The sequence below is a fragment of the Streptococcus cuniculipharyngis genome, from assembly GCF_007859195.1.
Lineage (GTDB): Bacteria > Bacillota > Bacilli > Lactobacillales > Streptococcaceae > Streptococcus > Streptococcus cuniculipharyngis.
The window spans coordinates 532,812-553,586 of the sequence record NZ_VOHL01000001.1 but is presented as its reverse complement, the minus strand read 5'-3'; the positions used below and the strand labels follow the sequence as shown (position 1 = coordinate 553,586).

The following is a 20,775-nucleotide window of genomic DNA, read 5'->3' as shown; positions in this document are numbered from 1 at the left end:
CTTACCCCATTCCAAAGAAGAAGTGACCGAAGGCAGAAACACCAACTGCAAGCAGGATGATGATTAGGATAGCCTTGGTAGGAGTCATGCCCTTACGGCCAAGAATCCAGAACACAAAACCAGTAAATAGAGCAGGAACAAGTCGTGGGAAGATTGAGTTCAAGAGGTCTTGGACATCAATGACTTTTTCACCGATTGTTGGTGCCCAAGAGACTTCAAAGTTAATCATTGTTGCAATCAAGGCTCCGACCATGAATACCCCCATGACAGAAGCAGCATCAACAAGAGCATTGAGTTGGCTACGCATGGTTGTTACCAGTTTGGTTCCTTCACGGTAGGCAATTTCTAGCTGTTTCCAGCGGAAGACGTTGATGGCCATGGCAACAGCCACCCACATGAAGATACCAACAGGGCTACCTTGTGAGGCCATGGTTGCTGCGATTGTTCCCATGATAGCTGGAACGAGTGAGGCAAAGACAGAGTCACCGACTGGGGCAAATGGTCCCATGAGACCAGTCTTGATACCGTTAACCGCATCTTTTGAAGCCACCCCTTCAGTTTCTTCAAGGGCAAGGTCAATACCAGTAATGATGGTATGGAAGTAGTTTGAAGTGTTGAAGAATTGAGTATGCAACTGCATCATTTCTTTCAATTCAGGTGTTCCATCACCATACATTTTACGCAACTGTGGCAAAATAATGTAGAGATAGCCTGAACCCTGCATACGCTCGTAGTTCCAACCGAGTTGGTAAGCAAAGAGACTACGTTTGTTGATTTGGTTAAAATCTTCTTTTGTTAATTTGTAATTAGATTTCGTCATCTTCAATTTCCTCGCTTTCTACAGATGATGCTGGTGCAGCGACAACAGTGCGTTGGCTGTTTTTATAGTGTTGGACTGAGAGGAAGATACCGACAATGGCGATACCAATCATTGGAAGTCCTTTGAAGTTATTGCTAAAGGCAACTGCAGCATCTTCTGGCAAGAGTTTGTTAACTGGTTCAAGCATGCTAGCAACAGCACCACCAAGACCTTGGATGTTAGCGTAAACCACCATGAGCATAGCAGTAATGGCAAAACCAAAAGCTAGGTAGTGTAGGTTACGTTTAAGTGGTAGGTAACGAAGCAAGATAGCAAAACCAAGACCTGGCAACATGCGACCTGCTAGGGTTAGACCATTAGCCAACCATTGAACTTGTTCAACGCCAGCAACCAAGGACTCAACCAAGCTACCACCAAAAGCAAGGGCAAGAAGTACGGGAACTGCACGAGAAGCAGCCCAAGGGATTGCTCCCATCAAGTAGTTGCGTTCGATACCTTTGTAGTCAAAGCGTTCCACTGCAGCATCGATACGGTGAGCGAAGAAAGTTGTTGAGAAACGTCCAAGAACGTCTGTATAAGTAAGTAGAGAAGCTACTGGTACGGCGATAGTCGCAACGGCAATTTCAGGCTTAATCCCTTGAGCAATTGAGAAGGCAGTTGCAAGAACAGCACCTGAAGTTGCGTCGATACGAGATGCTCCACCGAAAGTTCCGACACCAAGTACCATGAGCTGCAAGCTAGCACCGATGGCTAGACCAGTTGCTACATCTCCCATAATCAAGCCAGAAACAAATCCAGCGAAAACTGGCGATCCAGCAGATGATACGATGGTCAACTCATCACAGATTTGATAAGCTGAGTACAAGGTTAGTAAAAGTATTTGCCACCATTGAATCATGATGTATCCTCCTAAAAAATTTATTTCTTTATTATCTTACTTTATCAAGTAGTGGTAGGAAGGGTTTTGCCGTATCTCCTGGCACCATTTGAGCAATCAGGTTAACCCCTTTGGCATTAAGCTCATCAAAGACGCGGATATCTTCGTCAACCACATTGATTGATTGAGTCACTGAGCGCGTTTCTGGGCTGTGTGACATGTTACCAACGTTAACTTCTTTTAAGTCAACACCGTGTTCTACCAAACCAAGGAAGCGGTCAGGTTTTTTAGCCACAATAAGCAAGCGTTGGCTATCATATTTACCCGCTAGGATATTTGCTGCGGCTTTTTCTACGGTTAAAATAGAAAGTTTGACACCAGCAGGGGTAGCTAGTTTCAAACCAGCTTTTTCAATATCACTGTTAACCACTTCATTGTCAACAACCATGATACGAGTAATGTTGAGTTTTGTCGTCCATAGGTTAGCGACCTGACCATGAATCAGACGACCGTCAATACGTGTTGCAATAATTGCCATAAGAATTATCCTCCATTATATAAGATATTTTTTTGTTTAACTTCTGATGGTAGGCGATTATCAAGGAGCTGATACACTTTATAGAAGATTGTTATCGCTTCTTGGAAAACGCTTACCTTATACCTATATCTTACCCCCATTTAAAAAGAAAAGCAATCTTTTAATTTAACAATTTTAGTTTTTTAGACAATATTTTTACAAGAATAAAGGGTTTTCATTTAATAAAGTTAGTTTTGCATGGTATAATAAGAGCATAGAAAGGGAGGGAGAGCATGTTCACTAAAACCTCTGCAATCGCACAGAATAGTTATTTTAAATCAGTTGCCAGTAGTGGTCCCAAGTCTTATGCCAAAAAGATTGTTGATGTGGATAATAAGGCCATTAATTACCTATTTTCCTATGATCGGCCCGTTTTTCTGACGGCTAAATCAGGCATTACCATGTTGGCAGTGGCTCAGGAACCTGATGGGAGGTTTGAAAAATTCATGCTGCACGGTAGTATTAAGATTAACCCACATGTTTATTTCAATATTATCAGTGTGTCCGATGAAAGTCAGGTGATTTTTAAGCAATCGGTGGCTTCTAAAATTTCAAAACACCCCTTGACGGCTTCTTTGGAGTGGCAATCAATTGAACAACAGGTTCAGATTGATGAAATTTTTACGCTCTATTATCAGGTGAAAAAAGCTCCTTACCATTTTCCAACAGAAAGTCATAACTATTGTGAATTAACGATTGTTGAGCAAGGGAGTTTGGAAACAACCGTTGATGGGATTTCCTATCATTTAGAGCGTAACGATGCGATTCTCTACCAGCGCAATCAATCGCATTCTCAATCGGTGGTTGTTGATAAGACCACGACTTATATTACTATCTTATTCAATATGACCCTTCTTGATACGCAGTTTTTTGATCGCGTTTTTCACTTAACACAGGGGCAAATTGCTCAACTAGAAACCTTTGTACGAATTAGCGAGGAAGAAAACAAGCCCTATAAAAATGATTTATTATTGGGGCATTTGAAATTGTTTATCCTGTCCTTGATTTTTGAATCTTCTTCGCAAACCGAGCAATCTAGTCCAATTTCTTCGATGAAAGAGAAATATGATCAAGATATTTTCCAAAAACTCACAGCCTATATTAAGGAGAAACCAGATATTCGAGTGGCTGATTTGAGTGAAACTTTTGGGATTTCTCGGTCGAATATTCAAACCCTCTTTCAGCGTTTCATGGGGATGGCCCCCCATACCTATATTGGTCAACAACGGTTGAAGCAGGCCAAAATTTTGATGAGGGATTCGAGTTACTCCTTGGCTGAAATAGCTGTGCTCAGTGGTTATAGTTCTTTGCCGGCTTTCTCTAGGGCCTTTAAAACAACTTTTGGTTATTCTCCTTCGCAGTATTCAAAAAAATTATATAAACAGATTTAAGCCTGACCAAGTTTTGGTCAGGTTTTTGCGTCTTGAGAGTCAGGTCAGGACCAGGTAGAAATCATCTTATACTGTTAAGAAAGCGCTTAAATTTGTTAAATAAAGCGGTAGCACTTCCTAAAGGACTTGGTTATACTGAGAGTAGTTGGAAGTATTCCACTTAATATCCTATATTATTGGTTACCAAACTTATTGTGGTTAATTATTTTCTCTTTATCATTGAGGAAAAAGGAGGTCTTTTATGTTTCAACTATCTAAAGCTGAACTAGAGCAACTGGGGGCTGAAATCACAACACGTGAAATCAAGCAGCAACCGGAACTCTGGACAGAAGCTTTTACCTATTATCAAGATAACCTTGAGCGTATTCAAGATTTTCTCAACCAATTGCCTTCAGGCAAATTGCGTGTGATTTTTACTGGTGCAGGAACATCTCAATATGCCGGAGATACCGTCCTACCTTATTTGAAACGTGTGGGTGATGAGAAACGTTTTGAATTCCAGTCGGTAGCAACAACTAATCTGGTGTCTAACCCACATGACTACTTCAAAAAGGATGAGCCAACTGTCTTGGTATCCTTTGCTCGCTCAGGCAATTCGCCAGAAAGTGTAGCCAGTGTTGAATTAGGTCAGCAAATCGTTGATGATTTCTACCAAATCACGATTACTTGTGCTCCAGAAGGCCAGTTAGCTCAAAAAGCAGCTGGCGATGAGAAAAATCTCTTGCTCATGATGCCAGAACGAGCTAATGACGCAGGTTTTGCCATGACAGGAAGCTTTACCTGCATGACCTTGACAGCTACTCTCTTGTTTGATCAAGCGTCTTTGGAGGAAAAGGCTGGCCATGTGGGAGCTATTGTCAAGATGGGCGAGCAAGTTTTGGCTGCTGAGGAGCAGTTGCAGGCCTATGTTGACCTTGATTTTGACCGTATTGTTTATCTAGGTTCTGGAGCTTTGGCAGGTTTGGCACGTGAAGTTCAACTAAAAATCTTAGAATTGACAGCTGGTAAGATGGCAACGGCCTTTGATTCTTCTCTTGGTTTCCGTCACGGTCCAAAATCCTTTGTGAATGAAAAGACTTTGGTCTTTACCTTTGTCTCAAACGACGCTTACACGCGTCAATATGACCTAGACATCTTGGAAGAGTTGGCTGGCGATGAGATTGCTAAATTGGTCTGTGGGGTCCAAGTCCAACAGGAGCGTAATTTTGCTGGTGAGAACTTTAGGTTTGAAGAAGGCTATTGCACTATTCCAGATGCCTATCTGGCTCTGCCATACGCTGTCTTTGGTCAAACCATCTCCCTCTTGGCCTCAATCAAGGTTGACAATAAACCAGATACACCATCGCCAACAGGAACGGTCAACCGTGTGGTTAAAGGAGTTATTATTCATCCCCTAGCTTAGAAAGTTAATGCTTATGACATCTTATCTTTACGCTAAACGTTTCTACTATCTTAATGAAGAAAAAGAGGCCGGTTATCTGCCAATTTTAGAAGATGGTCGCTTTGGAGATTATCAAAAAGAAAAGCCGACAGATGGTCAGATTATTGATTACGGCAACTTTAGCATCGCCCCAGGTTTGGTTGATACCCATATCCATGGTTTTATGGGGCATGACGTCATGGATGCTTCAGCGGAAGGTTTGGAGAAAATTTCTGAACATCTTCCCTCTTGTGGGGTAACCTCCTATTTACCAACGACCTTGACCGCAGCCAAGGAAGAATTGGATAAGGTCTGTCAGTTGATTGGTCAAGTTGCTCCGCATGCCAAGGGGGCAAAAATGCAAGGGATTTTCCTTGAAGGGCCATTTTTCACCGAGACTTACAAGGGGGCACAAAATCCGAGTTATATGGGGGATCCAGATAAGACTCAACTAGACCAGTGGCAGGAACTATCACAAGGACTGGTCAGGAAAATTGCTCTAGCCCCTGAACGTCAGGGAGCGGTTGACTTTATTCAACATGCCAAGCGTGAGGGTATCTACACTGCCCTAGCTCACACGGATGCCACCTATGACCAATGCCAAGCAGCGGTGGAAGCAGGAGCCAACATCTTTGTTCATACCTACAATGGTATGCGGGGGCTTCATCACCGAGAACCCGGTGTGGTCGGGGCAGCTCTTACCTTGGGTCAATTCAATGAGCTGATTTGTGATGGTCACCATGTTCACCCTGTATCAGCCAAGATTGTCAAGGAAATGTCGGCACCAGACAGACTGGTCTTGATTACCGACTGTATGCGGGCTGGCGGCTTGGGTGATTGCCAATCTAAACTGGGAGAATTTGATGTAGAGGTCAAAAATGGGGCAGCTCGCTTGACTTCTAACGGTAGCCTGGCAGGTTCAGTCCTTGAATTAATGACTGCCGTGCAAAACGTCATCAAATGGGGGCTAGCCAGTCCAGCCCAAGCCCTGCAAATGGCCAGCTACAACCCAGCCTTGTCTGTCGGACTGGAAAAGGTGTGTGGTCAACTAGCAGCCGGTCACCCAGCAGACTTTATCGTCCTTGATGACGACTTTAATTTACAAGCAACTTATATCAATGGGCAAGCCCATTATGAAAAATAGTTTGAAGAAAGGAACTATCATGAAAAAACTAACACTTACACCAGGAAAATTGCAACACATGAAAAACTTGTCTAGCGACGACCATGTTATTGGAGCTCTTGCCATTGACCAACGTGGTGCCCTTCGCAAGATGATTGCAGCAGGTGGTGGCTCTACTGGTGAGGACGGTATCGTACGTTTCAAAGAATTGATTTCGCAAGAATTGACACCATTTTCAACCTCAATCCTGCTTGACCCTGAGTACGGTGTGCCTGCAACCAAACTTCGTCATGAAAATAGCGGTTTGATTGTGGCTTATGAAAAAACAGGTTACGATGCGTCAGCAGTTGGTCGTATTCCAGACCTTTTGCCAAACTGGTCAGCAAAACGCATTAAAGAATTGGGTGCAGACGCTGTTAAGGTCTTGATTTACTTTGATGTTGATGATAGTGATGACATCAACGATGTTAAAAAAGCGTGGGTTGAGCGTGTTGGTTCAGAATGTGTGGCCGAGGACATTCCTTATTTCTTGGAAATTGTTAGCTATGATGCCAGTGACATGGATGTTCAAAGTCCTGAGTATGCTAAATTGAAACCTCATAAGGTTATTGAGGCAATGAAGGTATTCTCAGATGACCGTTACCATGCAGATGTTTTGAAGGTAGAAGTACCGGTCAATATGGCCTATGTTGAAGGATTCACTAAGGAGGGTGTTGAGCCACTTTATAGTCGCCAAGAAGCTCTTGACCTCTTCAAGGCGCAATCAGATGCGACACACCTACCATTTATCTTCTTGAGTGCAGGGGTTTCAGCAAGTCTTTTCCAAGACACCCTCTTGTTTGCTAAAGAAGCAGGGTCAACCTTCAATGGTGTTCTCTGTGGTCGTGCAACTTGGGCTGATGCTGTAGCTGTTTTTGCTAAAGATGGTGATGAAGCAGGGCGTGCTTGGTTAGCAGAACATGGTCGAAAAAATATTGAGGACCTTAATGCAGTCATTGCTCAAGCGGCAACCCCATGGACAGAACGTGTAAACTAAGCGTTTCATTAGGAATTTGGTTAAGTGCCAAATTCAACCCCCTCTTTTGCCAATGCGGTCAAAAGAGGGCTTTGTCGTGGATTAATGTGGGTGTCAGCACTCACATTATTTCACCACATAAAAGAAAGCGATTTCAATATTAGAAGGGAGATTATTTCAATGTTACCTATGAATCAAAAACCTAAATATGCCTTACGAAAATTGAGTTTTGGCCTATGTTCTAGTTTAATTGCCATGAGTTTTTTGGCTGTGGGAACAGAGACCAGTGTTTTAGCAGAAGGCGCAGAAACTGAGACAGTAAGTTCAGTAGACTCATCTACTCAAGAGACGGAAACGACTCCGTCTGAATCTTCAGCAACTCCAGTAGCAGATGAACAAGACAATCCAACACCATCAAGTTCAGTGGCCGAAACGGAAACTGGGGAAGGCAATGTTCTTGAGCTAGGCAGTGACCGTGTAGAGTTGACGGGAGATGTTAAAACAGTTCAAGAGGCAGAGAATCTAGCAAAATTAACGGATGGTGATAAGAGTTCATCTTCAGTGGCAGCATTGCAAGTTCAATCAGCTAGGGAAACTGATACTGCTCAGCCAACTCAGCTATCCCAAACCCTGACTATTACGGTCAAGGCAGCTGAGCAACCAATTCAATTAAACAAATTGGACATTTACAAGCAGGTTAGTGAAGAGGCTAGCCTAACTCAGTATCAAGTAGAAGCTTACCAAGGAGATGAACGAGTTTACGATAGTGGTCAAGTAAGCATTCCTTATGATCAAGCAGTGGTATCTCATCAGTTGAATAATCTGGAAGCGAATCGCTTGGTATTGCGACTGTTGAAAGCAGAAACAGTCAGTGGTAATCCAGTTAACCAGGTTGGCTTGCGCGAGATAAAATTATATGAGTTTAAACCACAACCTCAGGAAATGGCTGCGCCTTCTTCGGCAGGAGGTGGCACACCAGATGATGTCCTACCAGACCTACCATTTGAAAAGCCAGCCAATGGTCTTGGTGCTATTACTGACTTTACTTTTGCCAATGGTCAGGCCCTTATCCGCTTTGAAACAGGTCAAAAAGCAAAGCTCAACCTCTATACGGATAATGTTTTCCGCTATAATATTGAAAAAGCTGACGCGGAATTTGTTGATACACCAGTGCCAAGTCGTGCAGACCGTCCAGCAACCATCACCATTAAGGACAAGGCTGCCTATCAGGCCCAATATGGCACCATTGGTCGCTTAGTGACAGATGATAGTAGTTATGTCGTTGAAACAGATACGCTCAAATTGGTCTTTGACAAGCTAACGGCTCGCATGAGCATTGTTGACAAGGCGACTGACCGTGTCATCACCAAGGAAGTTTTGCCGGTGCAATTTGACAAAGACAGCACTACTCAAACCCTTTCCCAAGGGAAAAATGAGTATTTCTTCGGTGGTGGGATGCAAAATGGTCGCTTCACGCATAAGGGCGAAAAAATCAATATCGTCAATGAAAATAACTGGGTTGACGGTGGGGTCGCTTCACCAAGTCCATTCTACTGGTCAACGCGTGGTTATGGCGTTCTGCGTAATACGTTCAAACAAGGGCAGTACGATTTCGGAACCAATAATGATAAACTCCTGACTAGCAGCCACAAGGAAGAACGCTTTGATGCCTACTACTTTGTTAGCCCAGGAAAGGATGCCACTGAGATTTTACGGGCCTACTATGAGTTGACAGGGGCACCAGCGGTCTTGCCAGAGTTTGCCAACTACTTAGGACATCTTAACACCTACAACCGTGATTACTGGGTAGAAGTTCCAGAAGGGACACCAGGAGCAGTGCTTCTTGATGGCAAGTACTACCGTGAGTATCAACCAAATCAACTGCCAGAGGATAAACGTCCTCAAGCCGTTCAAGAGTCACTCAATGGTGAGAAAAACAACTACAAGTTCTCGGCTCGTGCGGTTATTGACCGCTATAAGAACTATGATATGCCAATTTCTTACTTCATGCCAAATGATGGTTATGGTTCAGGGTATGGTCAAGAGTCAAATATTGATGCCAATATTCAAAATCTGAAATCCTTTGTTGATTATGCCAAGGAAAGAGGGATTAAGGTTGGTCTTTGGACCCAGTCTGACCTCTATGACACTGACCCTAAGAAAAATCCAATTCTCCATCGTGATTTTGACAAAGAGGTAACAGAGGCTGGTATTCGTGCGGTTAAAACTGACGTGGCCTGGGTAGGTCCTGGTTATTCCTTCGGTCTCAATGGGGTTGATGCGGCTTCAAAACTGTTGACAGAAAAGAGTCCAGAAAGCGCTCGTCCATTTATCGTTTCTCTTGATGGTTGGGCTGGTACCCAGCGTGCGGCCTCTATCTGGAGTGGTGACCAGGTTGGCGGTCAGTGGGAGTATATCCGTTTCCACATTCCAACCTATATCGGTATGGGCTTGTCTGGTAATCCAAACGTAGGTTCTGATATGGATGGTATCTTTGGCGGAGCAGACCCTGTCATCAATGCCCGTGAATATCAGTGGAAAACCTTTAGCTCAGTCATGATGAATATTGATGGTTGGGGGGCTAAGCCAAAAACACCATTCTCATTTGACGACAGAATTACCGACCTTAACCGTATCTCGCTCAAGACCAAGTCAACCTTGCTACCGTATGCCTATTCATACGGTCATGATGCGGCAAGCTCTGGTAAACCGATTGTCCGTGCCATGCTGATGGATTTCCCAGATGACATGATTAACTACACCAAGGCGGTGCAATACCAGTACATGTATGGGGATAGCTTCCTTGTGGCACCAGTTTATAAAAATACAGCCATGAAAGCTAACGGTGATGATGTTCGTGATAATATCTACCTGCCAAATGGTGTCGAATGGCTAGACTTCTACACTGGTGAGAAATACGAGGGTGGTCAGGTTATCAATGGCTTTGCAGCCCCACTTTGGAAGATTCCAGTCTTTGTTAAGAACGGTGCTATTATCCCAATGGTCAATGCCAATAACAACCCAGAAGAGATTGACCGTAGCAATCGTTTACTGCAATTCTATCCACATCAAGGTAGTCAATTCAAGCTTTATGAAGATGATGGTACAACAATTGGTTACAAGACTGGTCAGCTAGCAACTACTCTGATTGAAAGCCATGCTGCTGACTCCAACCAAGTTGGTCAAGCAGTTTTGACCATTAACCGTACTCAAGGTAGTTTTGATGGTTTTGTGAAAGAAAAAACGACAGAACTTCATGTCAATGTTTCCCAAGATGTCAATAATGTTACCGCAACCGTCAACGGTCAAGAAGTGACCCTCAGACGTGTCAACAGTTTGGAAGAATACAAGGCTGGCAGCAATGTCTTCTACTATGACGCTACACCGAAGATGGACACTTACAACCCTCGTAGTAGCGACATTCAAAACCTTGAAGTGGTGAAAAATCCACTGGTTAAGGTTAAATTGGCCAAGCTTGATGTGACCCAGTCTGACATTCAAGTGACTTTGGACGGCTACACCAACCAAGCCAAGCCAAAAGAAGTGCCAGAAAATCTTGCTCTTCCAGCTATGCCAGAGAACTTGGCTGTGCCAGAAAGCTTTATCTCATCAAACAGCATGAAGGTAACTTGGTCACCGTCAGAAGGGGCAGAAAGCTACCAAGTTCGCCATAATGGCGTGGTTTACAGTGGCATCAAGGCAACTGAATTTAACTTTGGTGATTTGCCATACGCTAGCAGCCATAGCTTTGAAGTGCGTGCAGTCAATGCCAAGGGCGTTTCTGATTGGACCAATGTCGTCAATGCCAAGACCAGTGAGGACCCATGGTTGAATGCCATTGACATCGATCCTACCAAGGTTGACACCAACATCAAACAACAAAAGGGTCAAGGTATCGACAAGTTCTTCAACAAGAAGAAAGGTGATATTTTCCACAGTGATTGGAAGACCAAGGTAGAGAAAAATTCTTATATTCAAATCGACCTCGGTGGTATCTATGACTTGGATTATCTCGAGTACCATCAACGTGGCGATGGTGGTCGTAACGGTAAGATTAACTGGGCAACCTTCCAATTTAGTGAAGATGGTGAAGACTGGAGTGACGCTTACCAAGCTGACTGGCGTGGCGAAACTAAGGTCAAGAAATTAAATGTTGACCGCAAGGCTCGCTACATTTACATGAACATCAGCAACAGCCACAATGGTTATATCTCTGGTGAAGAATTGCTCTTCTTCAAGAAACCAGGTAGCAAGATGATTGTTCCAGGTGACATCAACAACGATGGCAAGATTACTGAAGATGATAAAACGTCCTTCCTCAACTACACCGGCTTGCGGAGCGTTGACAATGACTTTGATTATATCAAGCATGTGGATAGCAATAAGAATGGCTTGATTGACGCTCAAGACATCAATGTTATCGCGACCCAATTAGAAGGTGGCATCGCTAGACCAGAAACGCAAAAACCAACCGGCCATCTCTACTTTACTAGCAATAAATTGGAATTGAAAGCTGGTGAGGAGACCGAAGTAACCCTCATGGCAGAAGACCTCAACCGAGTGAATGCCTTGACTTCAACCTTCAAGTTGGATGCTAGTGCCTTGGCTGTTGTTGGTAATAAGGTCACAGCCAACAATGCCTTTACCAAACAGGCGGAAAACTTCTCCAACGTGAAAACACGTGGTTCTGAAACAGATGTTGTCTTTACCTTTGTCAACTTTGGCGACAAGCCACTCATGACTGGTTCAGGAGCAGTGGCAACTGTCCGTCTGAAAGCTCTTAAAGATGTGACCCTAGACTTCAGCAGTAATGAAGGTATCCTAGTTGGTAACAATCAAGCAGTTACATCTGTCAACAATGAGCCTGTCCGTTCAGCTGAAACCTACAATCAAGTGCCAGTAGCACCGCTTAATCTCCAAGTCGGTCGTGAAACACAAGGTAGTTTAAGTTTGAGTTGGGATGCTAGCCCAGAAGCAAGACGTTACATCATTGAAAAAGAGGTAACCGAGAATGGCGAAACTCGCTATGTTGAGGTAGCTCGTACTGAGGAAACCAGCTTTGACCTTTATAGCCTTGACCCAAGCACTAGCTACAAGCTACGCGTGTCTGCGGTCAACCCACTTGGTAAATCAGCTCCAAGTACCATTACCGGTCAAACCTTGGCTAAAACACCAAGTCGTCGCTATGTTCCAGTAAGTGCTCGGGCAGAAGCAGCAGACCAAGCAGGCTACGACGTTAATCGCTTGATTGATGGCGATGAAAACACCCTCTACCATAGTGATTGGGAAAATCCAGATGCCGTGCCATCTTCTCTTGTCCTTGATATGGGCAAATCAGTCAACCTTGACCATTTGGTTTATGTCCCACGTCCTGACGCTGGAAATGGAACCGTGATTGCCCTATCGCTAGAAGTTAGTGAAGACGGTGTCAATTACACCCCTGCTAACAAGGGCAAATACATTCTTTGGGACTACAATAATCAAGATAAGGTTGCCCTCTTCAATCCAGATACCAAGGGTCGCTTTGTCAAAATTAACTGGTTAGGTAGTCTAGGAGGCTTTATCTCTGGTCAAGAGGTCTATGTCATGCCAGATGCCCAAGCTGAGATTGAGCAACTAGATGAAACACCATGGAATAAGGCTCTAGCGGCAGCCCAAGAACGTTTGCAAGGCGCTAAAAACGAAGGTGTCTTGGCAGAACTTGAAGCTGCTCGTCAAGAGTTGAAAGACAATAACCAGTGGACCCCAGAAAGCATGGATTGGATTGTTGGTGTTCTGAATGCCTTGAAACCTGAACTTGATGAAAGCCCATGGGAACAAGCTCTAGCAGCAGCTCGCGAACGTTTGCAAGGTGCCAAGAATGAGCACGTTCTAGCTGAGATTGAAGCAGGCAAAGCTCAGTTGATTGAGGCTGGTGAATGGAACCGTGAGAGCCTAGACTGGATTGTCGGTCTCCTGAACGGCTTGACACCAGAATATGAGACTCAAGTCGGCACTCCGGAAAGCGTAGAAGTGCCCCGGTATGACTTTGCAGTCGGTACTCCGGAAAGCGTAGAAGTGCCCCGGTATGACTTTGCAGTCGGTACTCCGGAAAGCGTAGAAGTACCGAAGTATGACTTTGCGGTAGGTCAACCAGAAACTGTAGAAGTACCGAAGTATGACTTTGCAGTCGGTCAACCAGAGACTGTAGAAGTACCGAAGTATGATTTTGCAGTCGGTCAACCAGAAACTGTAGAAGTGCCGAAGTATGACTTTGCGGTAGGTCAACCAGAAACTGTAGAAGTACCGAAGTATGACTTTGCGGTAGGCCAACCAGAGAGCGTAGAAGTACCGAAGTATGACTTTGCAGTCGGCCAACCAGAGACTGTAGAAGTGCCGAAGTATGATTTTGCGGTAGGTCAACCAGAAACTGTAGAAGTACCGAAGTATGACTTTGCGGTAGGCCAACCAGAGAGCGTAGAAGTACCGAAGTATGACTTTGCAGTCGGCCAACCAGAGACTGTAGAAGTACCGAAGTATGACTTTGCAGTCGGCACTCCGGAAAGCGTAGAAGTACCGAGGTATGACTTTGCGGTAGGTCAACCGGAAGAGGTAGAATACCCAACTTATCCATTGGAAGAAGTGAAAAAATCAATGGTTGAAGAGTCTTGTCAGCCTGTAGCTAAAACACACTCACCACTGAGTCTAGCGCAAACTAATCCGCAAGACTATCAACAATTGGTTGCTAAGGTTGAACAAGCCATGACTCAACCAAAACCAACTAGTATCAATCAAGCGGTCAGTCAGCAGGAATTGCCTAAGACAGCTAGTCAAAGCAGCCTTCTTCTGAGTCTGACTGGTTTGGGACTAAGCCTATTAGCAGGACTAGGTTTACGTAAAAAAGAAGACTAAGTTAGTCGTTTGAGTTATCAATGGGGGTCCAAAGGCCCTCATTGATTTTTAATGGCATCAATAAAAGCTGATAGAGTAATGGGAAGAATTTTTCTATAAAGATTTTTCTGAAAATTTATTGACACTAACAACCTTCTGCCTTATAATAGAATAAAAAAACAAGGAGATACGATGATGACAAGTGTTGAAAAATTATACCAAGCCTATAAAACCAATAGCCCCCTACCATTAGGTCTGGTTGAAGCCAAGACCAAGGAAGAGGCCTATGCTGTTCAAGATGCTGTTTTGGCTTTGAAAGAAGCAGATGGGGAAGTCTTAAAAGGTTATAAAATCAGTCTAACTAGTCAAAAAACACAAGATTTATTTGCTAGTGACTCCCCTCTTTATGGCGGCATGACGGATGTAACGGTTAAATCGACCTATTCACTCAGTCAATACAATCAACCCCTCTTGGAGTTGGAGCTGGTCTTTTTGACAGATGAGGAACTCTTGCCGACGGATTCTTTGGAAGAATTGATGGCTAAGTGCCGTGTTGCTCCAGGTCTGGAAGTGCCAGATGCTCGCTATGCGGATTGGTTCCCGCATACGTCGCTTTATGAGGTCATTGCTGATGGTGCGGTCAATGGTGGGGTGGCTTATGGCAAAGCTCAGAAATTGACTTTGGAAGATATTGCTGATATTTCTGGTCAACTCTTTTTCAATGGTGATTTGGTTACGGAAGGACGCTCAACCGAGGTTCTGGGTCACCCAATCAATTCCCTAAAATGGTTGGTGGATACCCTGGATCAACATGGTAAGACCTTGCCAGCAGGTATGTTTGTCTCATCAGGCACCTTTGTCATGCCAGTGAAACTGGAAGTCGGTACCTATAAGGCAGTCTATGATACGGTCGGTGAGGTTGAGTTGACTGTTACAGAATAATTAATAGAAAACTAACCTTGAAGTCATGGCTTCAAGGTTGTTTCTGCAGAAAAGGAGCTGAGTGAAATGAAAGCGGAGGATAAATTAAATCTTGGTGAATTTTACAAGGAACTACGCCTAGCTAGAGGGATTAAACAAAAAGAAGTGGCAAGGGATGGTTTGTCTGTTTCACAACTGTCCAAATTTGAAACAGGTCAGTCAATGCTTTCGGCAGATAAGTTATTAATCGCCATTGAAGGAATCCATATGACTTTTGAAGAATTTGGTTATGCCCTTTACAATTATCAAAAACCTCTCTTTGTTAGAGAGGCAGAAAAGATTAACGAGTTATTTCAGGCTCAAGATAAGCAGGGATTGATAAATCTAAAGGAAAAATATAAACAATCTGATACCTGCTCTTTCTTAAATTATGCTATTGTAAAAAATATTTTATACATATTAGATGGTTCCAGTGAACTGGCTAGTGGGGAAGAAAGAGAGAGGGTTACCCATTACCTTTATTCTATAGAAGACTGGACTAATTATGAACTTTATGTATTTGGTAATACAATTCCATTTTTATCTGATGAGGATATTGTGTTTTTAGGAAAAGAATTTTTACCTAAAGTAGTACTCTACGGAGAATTACCAGATATGAGACGAAAAGTAAAACAAATATTAATCAATCTTATTTCAGAATTTGTGGATCGTGATATCTATTATTATGTAGACTATTTTGCTGAAAAGCTACAAAATATACTAACTTATCAAGATATTTTTGAGCAAATCCTTCTGACTTTTTTGAAAATGTGTGCTGACTATAAAATGTCAAAGTTAGCTTTAGCTGAGTTAGAAGCTTATGTTAAAGGCTTAGAAATATTGAACAATCCAGAATTGTTAACTATTTTAAAATTGAGAATAATGAACTTAAATCGTGATAAAAATGATTGAAATAATGATATTTTTAAGTGTGGAACAGGTAAGCCACCAAAGTCGACTAGTAAATTATCTAATCCCATTAGATATCTTAGAAGTTATAGATTGAAAAATCGCATATATGAAAAAATAAATTTCATATATGCGATTTTATAAAATAATTAAAAATTCAGGATATAATGGATATAGATAGTGTTGCAGTTCTTTCTTTTGAATTGTTTTTATGCCTACTCTTACGAGCACCTTAATTCTTGTTTATTGGATGAGATGCTTCAAATTTATCTGCTTATTTGACTAACTATTTTTTGAGGTGATTAGTATGAATCTATTATTACGTCATAAACTGTATCGGGTTTTGGCAGCGGCCAATTTTTTCAATCGCTTTGGTGCCTCGATTTACAATCTGGTTTTTGTGGTTTATGCCTCTCTGATGCCCCAGCCAGAGTTGGCGGTTGGGCTTGCCAATGTTATCGTTTTTGTCCCATCTATTTTTAGCATTTTTATTGGTATGCAAGCGGACAGGACGCAACAGAAGATGAAGTGGTTGGTGACCTTTGGTTTCCTGCAAACCCTGCTTTTCTTGTTGGTTGGTCTTTTATCTGGCTCCCTAACTTGGTTGGCTTTCTCTTGTGTCTGCTTGATAAATCTGATGTCAGATATGATTAGCGACTACCGTGGTGGTTTGGAAATGCCAATCTTTCAGCACAATATTGCTGAAGAAGATTTGATGGAGGCTTACTCCTTCAACCAGTTTATTTCCTTTGTTTGCATGTTGGGCGGACAGGCCTTTGGCGTCTGGCTTTTATCACTTAGCCAAAATCGTTTTGGTCTAGTGGCGGTAATCAACGCTCTCTGTTTCTTACTATCTTCTGTCATTCTCTATCTTAATCGTCAAAGTCTTTCTCATCCTCCTGTGGTAAGCGAGGACAAGGGTCTGGCAGAGTCCTTTAGGGATATTTTCAAGAATTTGGAGCAAGTTTTTCAAAGTCAACAAGAGGGCAGTCTTCTCTTGACCCTGACCTGTGTTTTGTTGGTCAATGCCCTCGGCGGTGCCTTGGTGGCCATGTATAACATTTACTTTCTCCGCGTGCCTTTTGCTGATTTTTCTTATTCTACCTCTATCTTTCTCATTCAAGCCATGATGATGGGGGGCATGATTGTTGGTAGTTTGACCCCTAATGATTTTTTCGGCAAGGCTGATATTTTCACTATTCTCAAAGGTGCGAGCTTGTTACTGGCTCTGCTAGGACTTTTCAACAGTTTGCGTTTACCCCATCTGTTATCATTTCTGGTTATTGCCTTTCTTTTCTATCTTAGCGGCAAGGTCAATCCTAAAATTGACAGTCTTTTGATGGCCAATGTTCCAAGCCATATGTTGGCCCAGACTAGTAGTGCCTTGGCAGTCTTGTCAATTGCAGCCATGCCCTTGGGAACTGCTGTTTTTAGTGCCCTAGTGGTGTGGAACTTGTCTGTCAGCTGGCTGATTTTTACAGGACTGGCTCTGGTCTGCTTGCTCCTATTGAGTTTTAAGTCAAAGAAAGGTTAAGAGCATGGCAAAGCTGATAAAGCATTTTGGAGTTTATGGCTTGTGTGTCAAGGAAGGTAGGCTCTTGTGTATTGGCAAAACGAGAAGACCTTATCGTGGTCGCTATGATTTACCAGGAGGGGGTCAAGAAAGTGGTGAGAGTTTGGTCCAGACCCTGAAAAGGGAGTTGTTAGAAGAAACAGGCTATAAAGTCAAGCCGCTTAGCCAGCCCTCTATCGCTGATGTTTTTGTGCAAGAACTTGGTAAGGAGACCATCTTGTACCATCAGTTTGCCCTTTATGATATTGAACTCTTGCCGGATCAAGGGGCAGTAGCGTCGTTAGCCTTGCTTGAGGGAAAGAATGATTCATCGGGGGCTTCTTGGGTCCCCTTAGATGATTTGACTGAGGCTAATGCCTCTCCCCTAATATTATGGGTCAAGGCCAGCTTGACTCAGCCAGCGATACCTTTTGAGGCTATTCATTATCAAAATTGGCAGGTTAAACAACCCTGATAGTTGATTCAATCATTGGGCAGTTGGGTATTTTGATAGTTTCTAATGAATTCAAGAAAATATTAGAAAAAAATAGAAATGTATAAAATCTTCTCTTACCAAGTGCTTGTTTTTTGTCGTTGAGGAGATTTTTTATGTTTTGTTCAAAATTTTTTGTATAATTTGTCAGATAATATTAATTAATTCTGGCAATAGTGGTAACTTATACAAATACAGCTCCTTATAAAAGTTTGTTGGGGCTTATTATTGGAATCACCAAAAATCTTGTTTAAACTCCATCTTTTTCTAATTATTTTGTTTTATTATAAACTTGTACTAGGATTGAACAGAGGACTGTGCGAAATTTTGCCTTGCACATTTGAGTAATTTCTTGTAGAATAAAATCATTCATCAAAAATTATTTGATTATCAAACTTTTGGAGATGAGTGTGAAAGGAAAAAATATGACTTATAAGGGAATTCTTTATGAGGTGAAGGATGAGGTCGCGGTTTTGACCTTTAATCGTCCGGAAGTTTCAAATGGCTTTAATATTCCAGTCTGCCAAGAGATTTTAGATGCTTTGGCCAAGGCTGGACAGGATGAGACCGTTAAATTGTTAGTGATTCAGGCTAATGGTAAGGTTTTTTCAGTTGGTGGTGATTTGGTGGAAATGCAGCGAGCAGTGGAGGCTGATGATGTTCAGTCTTTGGTCCTGATTGCTGACTTGGTTAATCAAATTTCATTTACGCTGAAACGGTTGCCAAAACCAGTGATTATGAGCATTGATGGGGCAGTAGCAGGAGCGGCGGCCAATATGGCTGTGGCAGCTGATTTTGTAGTTGCAACTGAACAAACTAAATTTATCCAGGCTTTTGTCAATGTTGGTTTGGCTCCGGATGCGGGTGGTCTATTCTTGATGAGTCGTGCCATCGGCACAACGCGTGCTACTCAATTAGCCATGACGGGTGAGGGGTTATCGGCTGAAAAAGCTTTGGAATATGGCATTGTCTATCGCCTTTGTGAGTCAGATAAGCTCGAGCGGACGACAAATCAGTTAATCAAACGCCTTTTACGTGGTTCCGTTAATTCTTACAGAGCCATCAAAGAAATGGTTTGGGCTTCATCTTTTGAAGGCTGGGAAGCCTATACCAAAGTTGAATTAAGCTTGCAGGAAGAATTGGCATTCAAGGAAGATTTTAAAGAAGGTGTGCGGGCTTACGGTGAGCGTCGTCGTCCGAAATTTACTGGAAAGTAAGCTTTGTTAGCAACATTTTTTTAATTTTTATCCTCAAATATTTGCCAAAACTCAGAGTATTTGATATACTTTGTGGGTCAAAGTTTGTTACTAGAAGGAGGTTGGACTTGGAATATAATCAAATTAATGATTATCTGGTCAATATTTTTAATCGTATTTTGGTCATCGAAGAGATGAGTCTGCGGACGAGTCAATTTAATGATGTCTCACTCAAAGAGATGCACACTATTGAAATTATAGGGAAAAGAGATCAGGTCACTCCAAGTGATATTGCGCGACAGTTAATGGTTACCCTAGGGACTGTTACCACCAGTCTAAACAAACTTGAGACAAAAGGGTATGTTGAGCGAACACGTTCAAAATCAGATAGACGGGTTGTCTATCTAAGCCTAACTAAGAAGGGAAGGCTTTTGGATCGCTTGCATAGCAAATTCCATAAATCAATGGTTACCCATATCATTGAGGACCTGGATGACGCTGAAATTGACGTCTTAACTAAGGGCTTGGGTAATCTTCATAAATTTCTTGAGGAGTTAGTTTGATGTTATTTGCAAAAATCAGTCAAGTGGCTCACTATGTGCCAGAGCAGGTTGTGACAAACCATGACCTGTCTCAGATTATGGAGACGAGTGATGAGTGGATTAGTTCACGGTCTGGCATTCGTCAACGGCATATTAGTTATGACCAGTCAACCAGTGATTTAGCCACAGAAGTGGCGAAGCAGTTATTGGTCAAGGCTGGTTGTGAAGCCACTGAACTTGATTTTATTGTTCTAGCAACGATTACACCTGATTCGATGATGCCGTCAACGGCAGCTAGGGTACAGGCTAACATTGGGGCTCAAAAAGCCTTTGTCTTTGACTTGACAGCTGCTTGTAGCGGTTTTGTGTTTGCCCTGTCAGTTGGTCAAAAATTGATTGAGGCAGGGACCTACCGGAAGGGCCTGGTCATTGGAGCTGAGACCCTTTCTAAGACCATTGACTGGTCAGATCGGTCAACAGCGGTTCTCTTTGGAGATGGTGCTGGAGGTGTTTTGCTAGAGGCAAGTGAGGAACGACATTTTTTAGTGGAATCATTGCATTCTGATGGTAACCGTGGTCAAGGCTTGCTATCAGGTTTGACAGGTTTACGTTCGCCTTATTCTAAGGAGGAGTCAGATGCCCCTTATCTCAAAATGGATGGTAGAGCAATTTTTGATTTTGCTATTCGTGAGGTGTCCAAGAGTATCTTAGATTTAATTGACAATTCCGAGTTTGCTAAGGAGGAGCTAGATTACCTTCTTCTCCATCAGGCTAATCGTCGGATTTTGGATAAGATGTCTAAAAAAATGGAAATTCCTCTGGAGAAGTTTCCGGCTAATATGATGGCCTATGGTAATACCAGTGCGGCCAGCATCCCAATCTTGCTATCCGAATGTGTGGCTGATGGCAGGATAAAGCTAGACGGGTCGCAAACCATTCTTCTATCAGGATTTGGTGGAGGTTTGACATGGGGCAGTCTTATTGTTAAAATATAGTTATCAAGCTTGTGTGTTACACGAGAAATGAAATT

General features: G+C 42.8%; 15 protein-coding genes. 12 read left to right on the top strand and 3 right to left on the bottom strand.

What is annotated here, in order from left to right; translation table 11 throughout:
• Position 1: 1 nt before the first annotated feature.
• The 3 genes from FRX57_RS02660 to FRX57_RS02650 are packed head-to-tail and all read right to left on the bottom strand — an operon-like array spanning position 2 to position 2,235.
• Positions 2 to 820 carry a PTS system mannose/fructose/sorbose family transporter subunit IID gene (locus FRX57_RS02660; protein WP_146566361.1) on the bottom strand — a complete coding sequence of 273 codons (819 nt, stop codon included), beginning with the start codon at positions 818 to 820 and terminating at the stop codon, positions 2 to 4.
• On the bottom strand, positions 807 to 1,718 hold the full coding sequence (locus FRX57_RS02655; RefSeq protein WP_146566359.1) for a PTS mannose/fructose/sorbose/N-acetylgalactosamine transporter subunit IIC: 912 nt from the start codon (positions 1,716 to 1,718) through the stop codon (positions 807 to 809). The genes FRX57_RS02660 and FRX57_RS02655 overlap by 14 nt, the downstream gene beginning before the upstream one ends.
• A gap of 31 nt (positions 1,719 to 1,749) precedes the next feature.
• Complete coding sequence (locus FRX57_RS02650; protein ID WP_146566357.1) at positions 1,750 to 2,235, bottom strand: PTS sugar transporter subunit IIB; 486 nt, start codon at positions 2,233 to 2,235, stop codon at positions 1,750 to 1,752.
• Between the two features lie 272 nt (positions 2,236 to 2,507).
• On the opposite strand from FRX57_RS02650, the gene FRX57_RS02645 reads away from it, so the two are divergent.
• The 12 genes from FRX57_RS02645 (at position 2,508) to FRX57_RS02590 (ending at position 20,740) form a co-directional block, all read left to right on the top strand.
• A complete protein-coding gene (locus tag FRX57_RS02645) occupies positions 2,508 to 3,665 on the top strand; it encodes a helix-turn-helix transcriptional regulator (protein WP_146566355.1) in 1,158 nt (385 codons plus the stop codon).
• Between the two features lie 241 nt (positions 3,666 to 3,906).
• Positions 3,907 to 5,067, top strand: coding sequence for an AgaS family sugar isomerase (locus tag FRX57_RS02640; RefSeq protein ID WP_146566353.1), 1,161 nt, complete (start codon positions 3,907 to 3,909; stop codon positions 5,065 to 5,067).
• A gap of 13 nt (positions 5,068 to 5,080) precedes the next feature.
• Positions 5,081 to 6,229 carry an N-acetylglucosamine-6-phosphate deacetylase gene (gene nagA / locus FRX57_RS02635; RefSeq protein ID WP_146566351.1) on the top strand — a complete coding sequence of 383 codons (1,149 nt, stop codon included), beginning with the start codon at positions 5,081 to 5,083 and terminating at the stop codon, positions 6,227 to 6,229.
• Positions 6,230 to 6,248: 19 nt separating this feature from the next.
• On the top strand, positions 6,249 to 7,244 hold the full coding sequence (lacD, locus tag FRX57_RS02630) for a tagatose-bisphosphate aldolase (protein ID WP_146566349.1): 996 nt from the start codon (positions 6,249 to 6,251) through the stop codon (positions 7,242 to 7,244).
• Positions 7,245 to 7,403: 159 nt separating this feature from the next.
• Entirely contained in the window at positions 7,404 to 14,114 is a 6,711-nt protein-coding gene (locus tag FRX57_RS02625) for a discoidin domain-containing protein (RefSeq protein WP_186600809.1), read from the top strand.
• Positions 14,115 to 14,285: 171 nt separating this feature from the next.
• Positions 14,286 to 15,035: a 2-keto-4-pentenoate hydratase gene (locus FRX57_RS02620; protein WP_222431061.1), complete on the top strand. Its 750-nt coding sequence runs from the start codon at positions 14,286 to 14,288 to the stop codon at positions 15,033 to 15,035.
• 66 nt (positions 15,036 to 15,101) lie between these two features.
• Entirely contained in the window at positions 15,102 to 15,965 is an 864-nt protein-coding gene (locus FRX57_RS02615; protein WP_146566345.1) for an Rgg/GadR/MutR family transcriptional regulator, read from the top strand.
• Positions 15,966 to 16,269: 304 nt separating this feature from the next.
• Positions 16,270 to 17,496: an MFS transporter gene (locus tag FRX57_RS02610; protein WP_146566343.1), complete on the top strand. Its 1,227-nt coding sequence runs from the start codon at positions 16,270 to 16,272 to the stop codon at positions 17,494 to 17,496.
• Positions 17,497 to 17,500: 4 nt separating this feature from the next.
• Entirely contained in the window at positions 17,501 to 17,989 is a 489-nt protein-coding gene (locus tag FRX57_RS02605) for an NUDIX hydrolase (RefSeq protein WP_146566341.1), read from the top strand.
• Positions 17,990 to 18,432: 443 nt separating this feature from the next.
• Positions 18,433 to 19,224, top strand: a complete 792-nt coding sequence (locus FRX57_RS02600) for an enoyl-CoA hydratase (RefSeq protein WP_146566339.1) — start codon at positions 18,433 to 18,435, stop codon at positions 19,222 to 19,224.
• Positions 19,225 to 19,331: 107 nt separating this feature from the next.
• A complete protein-coding gene (gene fabT / locus FRX57_RS02595; protein WP_146566337.1) occupies positions 19,332 to 19,766 on the top strand; it encodes a fatty acid biosynthesis transcriptional regulator FabT in 435 nt (144 codons plus the stop codon).
• Positions 19,766 to 20,740 (top strand): beta-ketoacyl-ACP synthase III, encoded by a 975-nt coding sequence (locus tag FRX57_RS02590; protein ID WP_146566335.1) that lies wholly within the window; start codon positions 19,766 to 19,768, stop codon positions 20,738 to 20,740. The genes fabT and FRX57_RS02590 overlap by 1 nt, the downstream gene beginning before the upstream one ends.
• The last annotated feature ends 35 nt before the right edge of the window (positions 20,741 to 20,775 follow it).

What these genes read in the sequence shown, in the direction of transcription:
- FRX57_RS02650 (WP_146566357.1), bottom strand. Translation starts at nt 2,235, where the DNA reads ATGGCAATTATTGCAACACGTATTGACGGTCGTCTGATTCATGGTCAG.
- FRX57_RS02620 (WP_222431061.1), top strand. Translation starts at nt 14,286, where the DNA reads ATGATGACAAGTGTTGAAAAATTATACCAAGCCTATAAAACCAATAGC.
- FRX57_RS02600 (WP_146566339.1), top strand. Translation starts at nt 18,433, where the DNA reads ATGACTTATAAGGGAATTCTTTATGAGGTGAAGGATGAGGTCGCGGTT.
- FRX57_RS02605 (WP_146566341.1), top strand. Translation starts at nt 17,501, where the DNA reads ATGGCAAAGCTGATAAAGCATTTTGGAGTTTATGGCTTGTGTGTCAAG.
- FRX57_RS02660 (WP_146566361.1), bottom strand. Translation starts at nt 820, where the DNA reads ATGACGAAATCTAATTACAAATTAACAAAAGAAGATTTTAACCAAATC.
- FRX57_RS02640 (WP_146566353.1), top strand. Translation starts at nt 3,907, where the DNA reads ATGTTTCAACTATCTAAAGCTGAACTAGAGCAACTGGGGGCTGAAATC.
- FRX57_RS02645 (WP_146566355.1), top strand. Translation starts at nt 2,508, where the DNA reads ATGTTCACTAAAACCTCTGCAATCGCACAGAATAGTTATTTTAAATCA.
- FRX57_RS02625 (WP_186600809.1), top strand. Translation starts at nt 7,404, where the DNA reads ATGTTACCTATGAATCAAAAACCTAAATATGCCTTACGAAAATTGAGT.
- FRX57_RS02590 (WP_146566335.1), top strand. Translation starts at nt 19,766, where the DNA reads ATGTTATTTGCAAAAATCAGTCAAGTGGCTCACTATGTGCCAGAGCAG.
- FRX57_RS02610 (WP_146566343.1), top strand. Translation starts at nt 16,270, where the DNA reads ATGAATCTATTATTACGTCATAAACTGTATCGGGTTTTGGCAGCGGCC.
- FRX57_RS02615 (WP_146566345.1), top strand. Translation starts at nt 15,102, where the DNA reads ATGAAAGCGGAGGATAAATTAAATCTTGGTGAATTTTACAAGGAACTA.
- lacD (WP_146566349.1), top strand. Translation starts at nt 6,249, where the DNA reads ATGAAAAAACTAACACTTACACCAGGAAAATTGCAACACATGAAAAAC.
- FRX57_RS02655 (WP_146566359.1), bottom strand. Translation starts at nt 1,718, where the DNA reads ATGATTCAATGGTGGCAAATACTTTTACTAACCTTGTACTCAGCTTAT.
- nagA (WP_146566351.1), top strand. Translation starts at nt 5,081, where the DNA reads ATGACATCTTATCTTTACGCTAAACGTTTCTACTATCTTAATGAAGAA.